Origin of the sequence: Microbacterium sp. bgisy189, assembly GCF_965345345.1 — a bacterium.
Classification (GTDB): Bacteria; Actinomycetota; Actinomycetes; order Actinomycetales; family Microbacteriaceae; genus Microbacterium.
This window is the reverse complement of sequence record NZ_CBDRMZ010000007.1, coordinates 130,164-143,585: the sequence shown is the minus strand read 5'-3', so window position 1 is coordinate 143,585 and position 13,422 is coordinate 130,164. Positions and strand designations below refer to the sequence as shown.

Genomic DNA, 13,422 nt, shown 5'->3' with positions numbered 1-13,422 from the left:
CGATCGCGTATCACGGCGCGGCGCTCGCCCTCCTCTTTGCAAGGGGGTGGACGACGTGGTCTGTCGCGAAGTGTCGAAGTGGGTGACCGAGAACGTCCTTGTGCCCGTCAACCGCTTCATCACGGAGGCGCGCGAAGCGTGCGAGACGATGAAGCGGAAGATCGAGGAGCAGGTCAGCAAGCCGATCGAGGACTGGGTCGAGAAGACCGAGGAGCGCTGCAAGAAGAACAAGTGCAAGTGGTGGTGCGCCTGCTGCAACAAGTGGTTCTGCTGGCTGGTCACCATCGTGGTCCGCGTCGTGACCTGGGTCGTCGTCACGATCGTCAAATGGGTGTCATACCTGGTCTGCAAGATCGTGACCGTCGTCGTGGGCGTCGTGGTCGACCTCGTGCTGAAGGTGATCACGCGGGTGGTGACCTTCCTGGTCTGCCTGTTCACCGATCCCCTGCGCGCGCTGTCGGCACTATGGGATCTCGTCAACGACGTGTTCGACGCCGTCGGGGGCCTGCTCGATCTCGTTGTCGATCTCATCGGCGACATCGCGAGCATCCTCCGCGAAGCCGGCGCGTTCCTGGCGGGCATCGGTATGTCGTTCTGCATCTACGGCAAGGCGATGTGCAGCGTGTTCGGCGCAATCTTCGGCGCATTCAAGGGGCTTCTCGACTGGGCCGCCGACGTCGTGGACTGGATACAGGACACCGTGCAAGGCGTCGTAGACCTCGTGATGGGCATCTTGAGTCTGGACTGGTGCCGCATCCAGAAGGGCCTTGGCATCTTCAACGTGCTGCGGGTGATCACGAGTGTCACCCGGGTGCTGGGCTCCGTGTTCTATGTCGGTCCCGCCGAGCAGTTGGCCAGGGATGACCTGGCCCGACTCATCGACGGCTACCTCGGCAACACGTTCGGCGACGACCCGGAGCGACGCGAACGCTCCCGCGCGCGCATCGGGCTCGACGGCGAACTGCGTGGCGTCCCGATGGCGATCGAGCCTCATCGCCTCGCGATTCGATCCGGCGACTTCCTGCACAGATTGCACCGCGAAGGCGCGATCGACCTGTACGCAGTGGCGGGGCGGTTCACATCGTGCCAAGGCAAGTGGACCGGCAACCAGTTCGAGGGCGAGGTGGTCTACACCGGCACGACGAGCAGGGTCACCAAGACCGACCTCGACACGTTCCTGTCCGACGGCGCAGACGCCGTCGCGTCGTTCACGGTGTACGCCCTGAAGACCCAGACCTTCCGCCGCCGGCTCGAGCTGACCGCCCGAAAGGGCACGCAGGTGGGCGTGCGGTTCACGTTCGGCGACGTCGCCGATCTCCTGGTCACCGAGCCCCGATACGTGCCGCTGGATGCCGGTATCGACGACGGATCGGTACAGACCGACCTGCTCCGTGAGGTCGGGCGCGCCGGCGAGGACGACCTGTCGCGCGTCCCGCTGATCGCCGTCTTCGGCTACGTCGACACCGGGCTGCACGGACTGGCCACCTGGTACCGTCCAGACCTCGACGCCGTCGGACCCTCGGGCGTCACCTTCCGCGACCGCTTCCCGGAGACCGTCTTCCAGTACGTGCCACCCCACGAGGTCGGGCACTACGTCGGGTTGGATCACGACGGGCACACGCATCCGGGCGAGATCATGTGGAAGCCGAACCTTGGCACCGAGTGGGGTCCCACGCTCGTGAACTATCTGCTGACGACCGGCGAGGCGAACTTCACCGCTGACGACGCCGATGCGGTGTGGCGCTGGATCACGGCGACGCCGCGCGCCCGCGACGACATCCTGCCCTGACCCGCGAAGGAGGAATCATGCGCTACATCGTGCACGACCACACAAGCCTGGAATCGCTCGCGCAGCGCCGGCTGCCTGCTGGCACCGACGCAATCGAACTCGGCGGTATCCTGTCGGACCGCCGGATCGAACGCGACCTCAATCGGCACTACGCGGCCTGCGGGTGCACGCAGGGATCGGCAGCAGTCATGGCAACTCTGGCGATCAGCGTCGTCGGTGCGATCGCAACCGGCTTCTCGGCGCCGTTCGCGTGGTGGCAAGTGCTCCTCTACCTGGCCGGTGCGGCACTGGTCGGAAAGGGGGCCGGGTTGGTCTGGTCGCGCAGCCGGATGCGCGTGCTCGTCCGATCCCTGCGCCGCAGGCTTGCGGCTGCCTCTCCGTCCGAGGTCGCCGTATCCGCCCTGGGGTGACGTCGAACCCCACTCGATTCGTTCGCGCCGAGGTGCGAGGAGTGCCAGCAGGACCGACCGTTCGGCGCGAACGAATCCGCCGCCTCGCGGGGCGCACGCCGCGACTGACCTCAGCGGCGACGGCGCCAGATGATCGTGTCGAGCACCGTGACGAAGACGATCGTCAGGCCGTACATCAGCAGGTCGCGCCAGTCGAAGACCGTGCCGAGCACGAGCATGATCGGCGGGAAGTCCGCCGCCCATTGCACGGGCAGTCCCGTCCCCTGAAAGAGCTCGACCGCGAGGCACCAGACGGCGGCCACGAACCCGACCTGCGGCGGCACCCAGTGCGGCGCGACGATCATCAGCGCGAGGGAGACCGCTGCCGCGTACAGCACGTCGCCGAAGATGTCGGTCGCCGCGTTGTCGGGCAGCGCGAAGTGCACGAGCAGCCCCGCGGTCACCGCGAGCAGCAGCAGCACGGCGCCGACGATGCGTCGGGCACGCGGCGCCGGCCCGACAGGTGCGTCATTCGCGCTCACAGTTGCTCTCGCAGCCACGACACCGAGCGCACCGAGGCACCGCCGGCGCGGACGCGATCGGCGAGCCCGTGATCGCTCGTCACAACCGTGACCGAACGCCCCGACCGAGCGAGGTCGGCGGCGGTCTCGACGATCGTGTCGTCGCCCTCGCCTGCGGCGCGCACGACACGGAGCCCGTCGATATCGGATGCCGTCCGCGCCGCGCCTTCGAGCACGACGTGCACGTCAGGGAACCAGCGATGCTCCGGCAGGTCGAGGCCACCGGCATCCACGCCCTCGCGCGCCCACGCGGCGATCGTGTCGAGCAACCGCGCCGCAGCACCGGCGCGATCACGCCACCACCCGTCGGGCACCGATCCGACGACGTTCGCGGCGTCGATGACGACGGCGGGTCGCACCGGCAGCAGGGCGCGCAAGTGGTTCCACGACGCGGCGAACCCGGGATGCAGCGGGTACGTGTCGACCTCGGCGACAGGCACCCACGCGAGTTGATGACTTTCGGGGTCGCTGATGACGGGCTCGAACGGCGTGGTCACGTCGGCGACGAGGGTGCTGTACGACCAGACGCCGACGTCGTAGACGCTCATGAAGCGTGGTCGCACCGCGCCGACCGGCACCCCGGCTTCCTCCGCCGACTCGCGCAGTGCGCCATCGACGGCGGACTCGCCCTCGTGACGCGCGCCGCCGGGTAGCCCCCACGTGTCGCCGTGATGACTCCACGACACCCGATGCTGCAGCAGCACACCGCGCTCGGCATCCACCGCGAGCAGTCCGGCAGCACCGAATCGTCCCCAGAAGCGTGTGCCGTCGTCGGCGACGACCCAGGCATCACCCGGGTCACGCGGCCCGTGCGGGCGTCGCGGCTCACCGGGTGAAGGCGGCACGATCGTCACCGCTCCAGCCTGTCACACCTGCACAGCACCGACGTCAGCGCTGGCGGCGCTCACGCACCCGCATGTTGGTGACGATGGGGGTGCCCTCGAAGCCGAAAATCTCGCGCAGGCGCCGCTGGATGAACCGGCGGTAGCCCGGATCGAGGAAGCCGGTCGTGAACAGCACGAATGTCGGCGGCCGGGTCGAGGCCTGCGTGCCGAACAGGATGCGAGGCTGCTTGCCGCCGCGCAGCGGATGCGGGTGCTCGGCGACGAGTTCTGCGAGGAACGCGTTGAACTTGCCGGTCGGGATGCGCTGATCCCACGATTCCAGGGCCGTCTCGAGCGCCGGCACGAGCTTGTCGAGGTGACGCCCGGTGCGCGCCGAGATGTTCACGCGCGGCGCCCACGCGACATGCGCGAGGTCCTGTTCGATCTCGCGCTCCAGGTACCGGCGGCGGTCCTGGTTCTCGAGTTCGGGGGTGTTCAGCAGGTCCCACTTGTTGAAGGCGAGCACGAGCGCACGACCGGACTCGAGCACGAGGTCGATGATGCGCACGTCCTGCTCGCTCAACGACTGCGAGACGTCGAGCACGACGACGGCGACTTCGGCCTTCTCGAGCGCGGCCGAGGTGCGCAGCGACGCATAGAAGTCGGCACCCTGCTGCAGGTGCACGCGGCGACGGATGCCGGCGGTGTCGACGAGCCGCCAGATCTTACCGCCGAGCTCGACGATCTCGTCGACCGGGTCACGGGTCGTGCCCGCGAGCTCGTTGACGACGACGCGCTCTTCACCGGCGGCCTTGTTCAGCAGCGACGACTTGCCGACGTTCGGACGGCCGAGGATCGCGACCCGGCGCGGGCCGCCGATCTCGTTCTTGGCGACCGCCGAGACTTCGGGCAGCACCTTGACGACCTCGTCGAGCAGGTCAGCGACACCACGACCGTGGATCGCCGAGACGGGGTGCGGCTCTCCGAGTCCGAGGTTCCACAGCGCGGCGGCTTCGGGCTCCTGTCGCGCATCGTCGATCTTGTTCGCGACGAGGAAGACGGGCTTGTTCGCCTTGCGCAGCAGGCGCACGACCTGCTCGTCGGTCGACGTGGCGCCGACGATCGCGTCCACGACGAACAGCACGACGTCGGAAAGGTCGATCGCGACCTCCGCCTGCGCGGCGACGGAGCGGTCGATGCCCTTGGCATCCGGCTCCCACCCGCCGGTGTCGACGAGAGTGAAGCGGCGCTCCATCCACTCGGCTTTGTACATGACGCGGTCGCGCGTGACCCCGGGAGTGTCTTCGACGACGGCCTCGCGGCGGCCGAGGATGCGGTTGACGAGGGCCGACTTGCCGACGTTGGGGCGCCCCACGATCGCGACGACCGGCAGCGCCGGCAGCACCTCGACGGGCTCTCCTCCGGCGGTGAGACCGGCGAGCAGGTCGGCGTCTTCATCGTCGAGTTCGTAGTCGGCAAGCGACGCGCGCAGGGCTTCGGCGCGCTGGTCGGCGAGCTCGTCGTCGATCTCAGCGAGCTTCTCGGCGAGCTGGTCGGGGCCGCCCTCGTACTCTTCTTCTGCCGGGCTCATCCCTGCACTCCTGTCCGGACGACGCCCAAGACGGCATCCACGGTCTGGTCGAAATCAAGATCCGACGAGTCGACGACGCTCACGCCTTCAGCGGCGGTAAGGAAGTCGACGACCTTGCTGTCGGAAGCGTCGCGCTGGTGCAGCGCGGCTGCCACCTGCTGCGCGTCGTGACCGACGAGCTCGGCGCTGCGTCGCGCCGCGCGCACCTCGGGTGCGGCGGTGAGCAGGATGCGCACCGGCGCGTCGGGGGCGACGACGGTGGTGATGTCGCGACCTTCGACGATGACGCCGGGGCGGCCGGATTCGGCCACGAGGCGACGGAACAGCGCGTTGACCGTCTCGCGGACGGCCGGCACACGGGCGACCCCGCTGACCGCGTCCGAGACGCGGGGCTCGCGGATCGCGGCGGTGACGTCGTCGCTGCCGACACGCACCCAGTAGTCATCGGGGTCGAGCGAGATGGCGTAGTCGAAGTCATCGGCTGCGGCGAGCACCGCGCTTTCGTCAGCGGTGTCGGTGCCGCGGGCCAGCACGTGCCAGGCGAGCGCCCGGTACGCGGCCCCGGTGTCGAGGTAACCATACGAGAGCGCACGCGCGGCCTGCTTCGACACGCTCGACTTTCCGCTGCCCGCTGGCCCGTCGATCGCGATGATGAGGGTGTCAGTCATTGGTCGTGCTCGCAATCTTCCAGCCGCGCTCGGTGAGCCCGTCGACGGCCTGGCGGACGATGGTGGGGACGACACTGATCTCGGCGAGACCGAACTGTGCACCCGGAGAGTGTTCGAGGCGCAGGTCTTCGACGTTCACGCCGAGGTCGCCGAGGTCGCCGAACAGGCGCCCCAATTGGCCCGGGGTGTCGTCGACCATGACGATGAGCGGCTCGAAGCGCCGACTCTGGCCGTGTTTGCCCGGCAGGCGTTCGACGCCGTCGTTTCCGCGGCGGATCGTGTCGGCGACGGCGCGGCGGGCGCCGGGGCCGTCGGGGTCACGCAGCGCGTCGGCGACCGAACCGAGGTCGGCGGCGAGCGCGTCGAGGATGTCGACGACCGGCTGCGCATTCGCGCCGAGGATCTGCACCCACAGTTCGGGTGCGGATGCCGCGATGCGGGTGGTGTCGCGCACCCCCTGGCCTGCGAGGCGCATCGCATCACCGGGGGCGTCGACGAAGCGACCGGCGAGCAGGCTCGCGACGAGCTGCGGCACGTGCGAGACGAGCGCGACGGAGCGGTCATGCTCCTCGGGGGTCATCTCGATCGGGGTGGCACCCAGGTCGAGCGCGAGCCCTTCGACGAGTGCGAGGTCGCGGGCGGGGGTCTCCTCGTCACGGCAGACGACCCACGGCCGACCGACGAAGATGTCGGCACGCGCAGAGATCGCGCCGCCGCGCTCACGACCGGCCATCGGGTGCGACCCGATGTAGTGGGTGAGGTCGACGCCGCGCTCGCGCAACGTACGGAGCGGTTCGAGCTTGACGCTCGCGACATCGGTGACGACGGCACCCGGATAGTCGGCCAGTTCTCGTTCGACGACGTCGGCGATGACATCCGGCGGCACGGCGACCACGATCAGGCCGGGCGCATCGCCGTCGGCAGCCGCGCGCCCTGCCCCGTAGTCGATCGCGAGCTTGAGCTGCGCGGGCGACGCATCGGCGAGCACGACATCGACCCCGAGGCCCCGCAGCGCATGGCCGACGCTCGAACCGAGCAGGCCGGCGCCGACGATGCGTACGGTGCCACCGGTGCGCGCAGCGCGCGCACGCGCGGGGGCGGAAGCAATGGTCACGGTGACTCCGGGCGAGACGGTTCCGCCGAAGCGGGTGCGGATGCGCCCTCGGACGGGGCGGCCTGGCGCGCGAGGGTGAGCAGCGCGCCGCGTTCCACTGTAGTCAATTCACGGGCCTTGCCCGCTGGGAGCGTCCCCAGGTGGAGCGGCCCGAACTGGCGGCGCACCAGATCGATCACGGGGTGGCCGACCTCTGCCATCATCCGCCGCACGATCCGGTTACGGCCGGAGTGCAGGGTCAGCTCGACCAGGCTCGTCCCACCCGACGCATCGAGCAACCGCGCCTTGTCTGCCGCGATCGGACCGTCTTCGAGCTCGACGCCCTTGCGGAGCCGCTGGATCGTCTGCGGCGTGACGGTGCCGCGCACCTTCGCGATGTACACCTTCGTGACCCCGAACGAGGGGTGCGCGAGCACGTGCGCGAGCTCGCCGTCGTTGGTGAGCACGAGCAGGCCGCTCGTCTCGGCATCCAGCCTGCCGACGTTGTACAGCCGCTCTTCCCAGTCCTTCGTGAAGCGGCGAAGATCGGGGCGCCCCTGCTCGTCCTTCATGGAACTGACGACACCGGTCGGCTTGTTCAGCACGACGTACCGCTTCGTGGCGTCCAGCTGCACGGCAGTGCCGTCGACGTCGACGAGGTCGTGCTCGGGGTCGATGCGGGTGCCGAGCTCGGTGACCACCTCGCCGTTCACGCGAACGCGTCCCTCAGCGATGTACTGCTCGCACACGCGGCGCGAGGCGACGCCGGCGTTCGCGAGCACCTTCTGCAGGCGCACGCCGGTCGGCTCTTCGAAGCTCATCGCAGCACCTCACCCTCGAAGCCGTCGGCACCGTCGTCGAGCAGCGGCGAGATGTGCGGCAGCTCGTCGAGCGAGTTGATGCCGAGGTTCACGAGCAGCGCGTCGGTCGTGCCGTAGTTGATGGCCCCGGTCTCGGGGTCGGTGAACTGTTCGGTGATGAGCCCGCGGGCCACGAGCGTCCGCACGACGGAGTCGACGTTCACGGCCCGGATCGCGGCGACCTGACTGCGGGTGACGGGCTGCTTGTACGCGATGACGGCGAGTGTTTCGAGCGCCGCCTGCGACAGGCGCGACGGTGCCTGTGCGTTGACGAACTCGCTCACCAGGTCGTCGTGCTCCTCGCGCACGTACAGTCGCCAGCCACCGCCCACTTCGCGCAATTCGAATCCTCGGCGCGGTCCCCCGCTCTCGCCGTCGTAGTCGGCGACGAGCGTCTCGACGGCCTGACGGACGGCGGGCACCGGCGCGCCGACGGCGGTCGCCAGGTGGACGAGGCTCTGCGGCTCGTCGATGACCAGCAGGATCGCCTCCAGGCGTCGCGCCACGTCGGCAGACGTGCGCACGACAGGCGCCTCGTCCGGCTCGGTCACGGTCTCATCGGTCATAGTCGGCTCCCAACGAAGCGAGGTTCTCTTCGGACCAGCGCTCGGCGGTCCAGCGCAGGGTGAGCTCGCCGAGCGGCTCGAACTGCTCGAACGAGATGGCGGCGTGGCGGTACAGCTCCAGCACCGCGATGAAACGGGCGACCACGATCCCCGGCTGCGCATCACCGGCGACCAGCTCGCGGAAGGTCAGCTGCCGTTTGTCGCGCAGCAGCGTGACGACGACCGCGGCCTGTTCGCGGATCGAGATGAGCGGCGCGTGCAGGTGGTCGAGGCCCACATGCGGGATCTCCTTCGGCGCGAAGGCGAGCATCGCGATCGCCGCGAAGTCCTCCTTCGAAAGGGTCCACACGAGCTCCGGCACGGCGCGGCGGTACTTCTCGTCGAGGCGCACGGCGCGCACGTGACGGCGGTCCTCGCGCACCATGCACCGGCCGAACCACGCGGAGACCTCCTTGAACGCGCGGTACTGCAGCAGCCGTGCGAACAACAGATCGCGCGCCTCGAGCAGGGCGACGGATTCGGCATCCACCAGTTCGCCCTGGGGCAGCAGGCCCGCGACCTTCATGTCGAGCAGGGTCGCGGCGACGACCAGGAACTCACTGGCCTGCTCGAGTTCTTCCTCGTCTTCGAGACCGCGCAGATACGAGATGAACTCGTCGGTCACCTTGCTGAGTGAGATCTCAGTGATGTCGAGCTCATGCTTGCTGAGCAGTGTGAGCAGCAGGTCGAACGGGCCGTCGAAGACCCCGAGCGAGACGCGGAAGCCGGACTCGTCGGGTGCGGCCTCGGTGGTGGGCTCGTCGCCGTCGCTCTCGACGGGCTCGTCAGGCGACGGCGCCACGGGCCACGAGCTCCCGCGCCAGCCGCAGGTAGGCCTGGGCGGCCGGGTGCTCGGGCGCGAACTTGGTGATCGGGATGCCGGCGACCGACGCGTCGGGGAACTTCACGGTGCGGCCGATGACCGTTTCGAGGACGTCATCGCCGAAGGCCTCGACGACCCGTTCCAGCACCTCACGGGAGTGCAGCGTGCGCGGGTCGTACATCGTGGCGAGCACACCGTCGAGTTCGATCGACGGGTTGAGGCGATCGCGCACCTTGTCGATCGTCTCGATCAGCAGCGCGACACCGCGCAGCGCGAAGAACTCGCACTCGAGCGGGATGAGCACGCCGTGGCTGGCCGTCAGCGCGTTGACGGTCAGGAGGCCGAGCGAGGGCTGGCAGTCGATCAGGATGACGTCGTAGTCGCCCGACACCTTGCGCAGCACGCGCGCGAGGATGGTCTCGCGGGCGACCTCGTTGACGAGGTGCACCTCGGCCGCCGACAGGTCGATGTTGGCAGGGATGACGTCGAGGCCCTCGACCTCGCTGGCCACGATCACGTCACGCGGGTCGCGCTTCGTGTCGAGCAACAGATCGTAAATGGTCGGGCCGTCGTGCGTATGGATGCCGAGACCTGCCGAGAGGGCACCCTGCGGGTCGAAGTCGACGGCCAGCACGCGGCGGCCGTATGAGGCGAGGCCTGCGGCCAGGTTGATGGTGGTCGTCGTCTTGCCGACGCCACCCTTCTGGTTGCACAGCGCGATGATGCGCGCAGGGCCGTGCCCGTCGAGTTTGGGAGGGGTCGCGAAGCCCTGGTACGGGCGACCGGTGGGCCCGATGGGGGTGTCATCCGTGGGGGCCTGCTTCGTCCCCCGCGTCTTCTGCGTCACCAACACTCCTGCTTTCTCGGTTTCGTGCCCCTGATTCTGTCACAGACCGCCTCGCAAGCCCGGATCCGCGCCGACGTTGACATCAGCGGGCGCGCGGGTGCGACGTGAGGTAGACGTCGCGCAGCGCGTCGACCGTGACGTGCGTGTAGATCTGCGTCGTCGCGACCGAGGCGTGGCCGAGCAGTTCCTGCACGACCCTTACATCGGCGCCCCCCTGCAACAGGTGCGTCGCGAACGAATGGCGTAGCGTGTGCGGCGACACGTGCGCCGAGAGCTTCGCGCGCTCGGCAGCCTGTTGGATCACCAGCCACGCGCTCTGGCGTGACAGCGGCGCCCCGCGCGCACCCAGGAACAGTCGCGGTGTCGCGGCTCCCCGCCGCGACAGTTCGGGTCTGCCTCGGGCCAGGTACGCCTCGATCGCCGCCCGGGCATAGGAACCGACCGGCACGATCCGCTCCTTCGAGCCCTTGCCCCGCAGCCGCAGCACGTCACCGTGCGCGAGGTCGTCGACGTCGAGGGTGACGGCCTCGGACACGCGCGCACCCGTCGCGTAGAGCAGCTCAAGCAGGGCGCGGTCGCGCAGGCGCACGACGTCGGTCTCGGTGACTGCGCCGGGCTCGGGACCCGCGGCATCCAGCAGCGCCGTGACCTGATCGATCGTGAGGGCCTTCGGCAGCCGTTGCGGCGTCTTGGGCGGGCGGAGGCGACCGGTCGGGTCCTCGGTCGTGACCCCCTCGCGCACCAGAAAGCGGTGCAGCCCGCGCACCGATGACTGCAGGCGGGCGAGCGACGTCGCGGCGGGCGGCGGGTCGGCCGACGCCCGCTCGGCGGCGAAGCGCGAGACCAGCTGCGCGGTCACGGCGGCGGGCTCGTCGATGCCCTCGGCGGCAAGCCACTGGACGTAGCCGGCGAGATCGCGGCGATAGGCGGCGACGGTGTGGTCCGACAGCCCGCGCTCGATCGTGATGTGCCGCAGATAGGCGTCGACGGCACGGTCGAGCTTCACGCCTGGCCCGCTCCGATCGCGCGCGAGCGGCGCGGCCACGGTGCGTCCCCCGGGGCGAGCGAGGCCCACCCGCGGGAACGGGAGGTGTGCGCGGCGAGCGCGCCGACCACGAGCGACGGGTTCTGCAGCCGCCGGTCGAGGATCGCGTCGACGACCTCGTCGAGGGGCACCCACCGCTTCTCGATGTCGGCTTCTTCGTCGGTGCGCGCGAACGTTTCGTCGGCGTCGCGCAGGTCGCGGGCGAGGTAGATGCGGATCGCCTCATCCGACCCACCGGGGGTGGTGTAGAACTCCCCCAGCACGTCCCACCGGTCCGCGACCAGGTCGGCCTCCTCGGCCAGTTCGCGCTGCGCGGCGGCGAGCGCGTCCTCTTCGGCGACGTCGAGCAGCCCGGCCGGGATCTCCCAGTCGCGCACCCGCACCGGATGCCGGTATTGCTTGATCAGCAGCACACGGCCCTCGTCATCGAGCGCGAGCACTGCGACGGCGCCGGTGTGGTCCATGTATTCGCGCACCATGGTGCCGCCGCCGTAGCGCACCTCGTCGCGCCGGATGTTCCACACCCGGCCCCGATAGACGGTCTCGGTCGCGATGACCTCGGCATCCGCCGGGTCGTCGGTGAGGATGCCGGAATCAGTCATCCTCGACCTCGAACAGCTCCGACGCGCGGTGACGGTCGAGGGCCGCGGCAACCAGTCCGCGGAACAGCGGGTTGGCCTCGGTCGGGCGCGAGCGCAGTTCAGGGTGCGCCTGCGTCGCGATGTAGTACGGGTGCACCTCGCGCGGCAGTTCGACGTACTCGACGAGGCCGCGCTCGGGCGAAATGCCCGAGAAGACGAGCCCGGCTTCGGCGATCTGGTCGCGGTAGCGGTTGTTGACCTCGTAGCGGTGACGGTGGCGCTCCGAGGCGGTCGTCGAGCCGTACACCTCGGCGGCAAGAGACCCCTCGGCGAGGTCGGCCGCCATGAGTCCGAGCCGCATCGTGCCACCCATGTCGCCGTGGTCGATGATGTCGACCTGCTCGGCCATCGTCGCGATGACGGGGTACTGCGTGTCGGGGTCGAACTCTGTCGAGGAGGCGCCTTCGAGACCTGCCATGTTGCGGGCGTACTCGATGACCATGCACTGCAGGCCGAGGCAGATGCCGAGCGTCGGAATACCCTGTTCACGCGCGAATCGCAGCGCGCCGAGCTTGCCCTCGATGCCGCGGATACCGAAGCCTCCGGGCACGACGATCCCGTCGACGCCGCCCAGTGCCTTCGCGGCACCCTCGGGCGTCTCGCACAGGTCGGAGGGGATCCAGGTGACCTGCACCTTCGTCTCCTGCGCGAACCCGCCCGCCTTGAGCGCCTCAGTCACCGAGAGGTACGCGTCGGGCAGGTCGATGTACTTGCCGACGAGACCGATCGTCACCTCGTGCTTGGGGTTGTGCACGGCGTTGAGCACAGTGTTCCAGCGCGTCCAGTCGACGTCGCCGGCCTTCGCCGACAGGCCGAGACGTCGCACGATGTACGCGTCGAGGCCCTGCTCGTTGAGCGTCGAGGGGATGTCGTAGATGCTCGGCAGGTCGACCGTGTTGATCACGCCGTCGACGTCGACATCGCACATGAGCGCGATCTTGTTGCGGTTGCTCTCGCTCACCGGCCGGTCGCTGCGCAGCACGAGCGCATCGGGCTGGATGCCGACCTGGCGGAGCGCTGCGACCGAGTGCTGGGTGGGCTTGGTCTTCTGCTCGCCGGACGCGCCCATGAAGGGAACGAGTGAGACGTGCACGAAGAAGACGGTGTCGCGGCCGAGCTCGTGACGCAGCTGACGCGCGGCCTCGAGGAAGGGCTGCGATTCGATGTCGCCGACCGTGCCGCCGACCTCGGTGATGATGACGTCGGGCTTCGGGGTCTCGTCTGCCTGCAGACGCATGCGGCGCTTGATCTCGTCGGAGATGTGCGGAATGACCTGCACCGTGTCACCGAGGTACTCGCCGCGGCGCTCCTTGGCGATGACCTGCGAGTAGATCTGCCCGGTGGTGACGTTGGCGGCCTGGCTCAGCTCGATGTCGAGGAACCGCTCGTAGTGGCCGATGTCGAGGTCGGTCTCGGCGCCGTCGTCGGTGACGAAGACCTCGCCGTGCTGAAACGGGTTCATCGTCCCCGGGTCGACGTTGAGGTAGGGGTCGAGCTTCTGCATGACGACGCGCAGTCCGCGCGCGGTCAGCAGATTGCCGAGGCTCGCGGCCGTGAGACCCTTGCCCAACGACGAAACGACACCTCCGGTCACGAAGATGTGCCTGGTGGTGTCGTTCGAAATGATGCCCGCGTCAGAAGTGTCCGTCACGGGCTTTCATCCTAT

14 protein-coding genes are annotated in these 13,422 nt (G+C 69.1%); 2 read left to right on the top strand and 12 right to left on the bottom strand.

All coding sequences use genetic code 11. The annotated features are described in order from the left end of the window. Positions 1–82: 82 nt before the first annotated feature. Together ACSF8R_RS10580 and ACSF8R_RS10575 are read left to right on the top strand one after the other, a co-directional pair. Positions 83–1,789, top strand: a complete 1,707-nt coding sequence (locus ACSF8R_RS10580; protein WP_434811842.1) for a hypothetical protein — start codon at positions 83–85, stop codon at positions 1,787–1,789. Positions 1,790–1,806: 17 nt separating this feature from the next. Next, positions 1,807–2,199 (top strand): hypothetical protein, encoded by a 393-nt coding sequence (locus ACSF8R_RS10575; protein WP_434811841.1) that lies wholly within the window; start codon positions 1,807–1,809, stop codon positions 2,197–2,199. A gap of 110 nt (positions 2,200–2,309) precedes the next feature. Here the strand turns inward: ACSF8R_RS10575 and ACSF8R_RS10570 are convergent, their stop codons facing one another. The 12 genes from ACSF8R_RS10570 to ACSF8R_RS10515 all read right to left on the bottom strand — a co-directional run bounded on the left by ACSF8R_RS10570 (position 2,310) and on the right by ACSF8R_RS10515 (position 13,407). Beyond that, positions 2,310–2,720 (bottom strand): DUF2809 domain-containing protein, encoded by a 411-nt coding sequence (locus tag ACSF8R_RS10570; RefSeq protein ID WP_434811840.1) that lies wholly within the window; start codon positions 2,718–2,720, stop codon positions 2,310–2,312. Next, on the bottom strand, positions 2,717–3,613 hold the full coding sequence (locus ACSF8R_RS10565) for an NUDIX domain-containing protein (protein ID WP_434811839.1): 897 nt from the start codon (positions 3,611–3,613) through the stop codon (positions 2,717–2,719). The genes ACSF8R_RS10570 and ACSF8R_RS10565 overlap by 4 nt, the downstream gene beginning before the upstream one ends. Positions 3,614–3,647: 34 nt before the next feature. Then, positions 3,648–5,174, bottom strand: a complete 1,527-nt coding sequence (gene der, locus ACSF8R_RS10560) for a ribosome biogenesis GTPase Der (protein ID WP_434811838.1) — start codon at positions 5,172–5,174, stop codon at positions 3,648–3,650. Then, positions 5,171–5,842 (bottom strand): (d)CMP kinase, encoded by a 672-nt coding sequence (gene cmk, locus ACSF8R_RS10555; RefSeq protein ID WP_434811837.1) that lies wholly within the window; start codon positions 5,840–5,842, stop codon positions 5,171–5,173. The genes der and cmk overlap by 4 nt, the downstream gene beginning before the upstream one ends. After that, positions 5,835–6,956 carry a prephenate dehydrogenase gene (locus ACSF8R_RS10550; RefSeq protein WP_434811836.1) on the bottom strand — a complete coding sequence of 374 codons (1,122 nt, stop codon included), beginning with the start codon at positions 6,954–6,956 and terminating at the stop codon, positions 5,835–5,837. Before ACSF8R_RS10550 ends, cmk begins: the two co-directional genes overlap by 8 nt. Beyond that, positions 6,953–7,756, bottom strand: a complete 804-nt coding sequence (locus ACSF8R_RS10545) for a pseudouridine synthase (RefSeq protein WP_434811835.1) — start codon at positions 7,754–7,756, stop codon at positions 6,953–6,955. The genes ACSF8R_RS10550 and ACSF8R_RS10545 overlap by 4 nt, the downstream gene beginning before the upstream one ends. Then, on the bottom strand, positions 7,753–8,361 hold the full coding sequence (scpB, locus tag ACSF8R_RS10540; RefSeq protein ID WP_434811834.1) for an SMC-Scp complex subunit ScpB: 609 nt from the start codon (positions 8,359–8,361) through the stop codon (positions 7,753–7,755). Before scpB ends, ACSF8R_RS10545 begins: the two co-directional genes overlap by 4 nt. Then, positions 8,351–9,202, bottom strand: coding sequence for a segregation and condensation protein A (locus ACSF8R_RS10535; RefSeq protein WP_434811833.1), 852 nt, complete (start codon positions 9,200–9,202; stop codon positions 8,351–8,353). The genes scpB and ACSF8R_RS10535 overlap by 11 nt, the downstream gene beginning before the upstream one ends. Further along, a complete protein-coding gene (locus tag ACSF8R_RS10530; protein ID WP_434811832.1) occupies positions 9,186–10,070 on the bottom strand; it encodes a ParA family protein in 885 nt (294 codons plus the stop codon). The genes ACSF8R_RS10535 and ACSF8R_RS10530 overlap by 17 nt, the downstream gene beginning before the upstream one ends. An 82-nt stretch (positions 10,071–10,152) precedes the next feature. Beyond that, complete coding sequence (xerD, locus tag ACSF8R_RS10525; RefSeq protein ID WP_434811831.1) at positions 10,153–11,076, bottom strand: site-specific tyrosine recombinase XerD; 924 nt, start codon at positions 11,074–11,076, stop codon at positions 10,153–10,155. Continuing rightward, the gene (locus tag ACSF8R_RS10520) at positions 11,073–11,717 is read right to left on the bottom strand and encodes an NUDIX domain-containing protein (RefSeq protein WP_434811830.1); all 645 of its coding nucleotides are present in this window, start codon (positions 11,715–11,717) and stop codon (positions 11,073–11,075) included. Before ACSF8R_RS10520 ends, xerD begins: the two co-directional genes overlap by 4 nt. Beyond that, positions 11,710–13,407, bottom strand: a complete 1,698-nt coding sequence (locus tag ACSF8R_RS10515) for a CTP synthase (RefSeq protein WP_434811829.1) — start codon at positions 13,405–13,407, stop codon at positions 11,710–11,712. Before ACSF8R_RS10515 ends, ACSF8R_RS10520 begins: the two co-directional genes overlap by 8 nt. Positions 13,408–13,422 lie beyond the last annotated feature (15 nt).

Coding starts and splice junctions, on each gene's coding strand:
- cmk (WP_434811837.1), bottom strand. CDS start 5,842: ATGACTGACACCCTCATCATCGCGATCGACGGGCCAGCGGGCAGCGGA.
- ACSF8R_RS10545 (WP_434811835.1), bottom strand. CDS start 7,756: ATGAGCTTCGAAGAGCCGACCGGCGTGCGCCTGCAGAAGGTGCTCGCG.
- ACSF8R_RS10520 (WP_434811830.1), bottom strand. CDS start 11,717: ATGACTGATTCCGGCATCCTCACCGACGACCCGGCGGATGCCGAGGTC.
- scpB (WP_434811834.1), bottom strand. CDS start 8,361: ATGACCGATGAGACCGTGACCGAGCCGGACGAGGCGCCTGTCGTGCGC.
- der (WP_434811838.1), bottom strand. CDS start 5,174: ATGAGCCCGGCAGAAGAAGAGTACGAGGGCGGCCCCGACCAGCTCGCC.
- ACSF8R_RS10575 (WP_434811841.1), top strand. CDS start 1,807: ATGCGCTACATCGTGCACGACCACACAAGCCTGGAATCGCTCGCGCAG.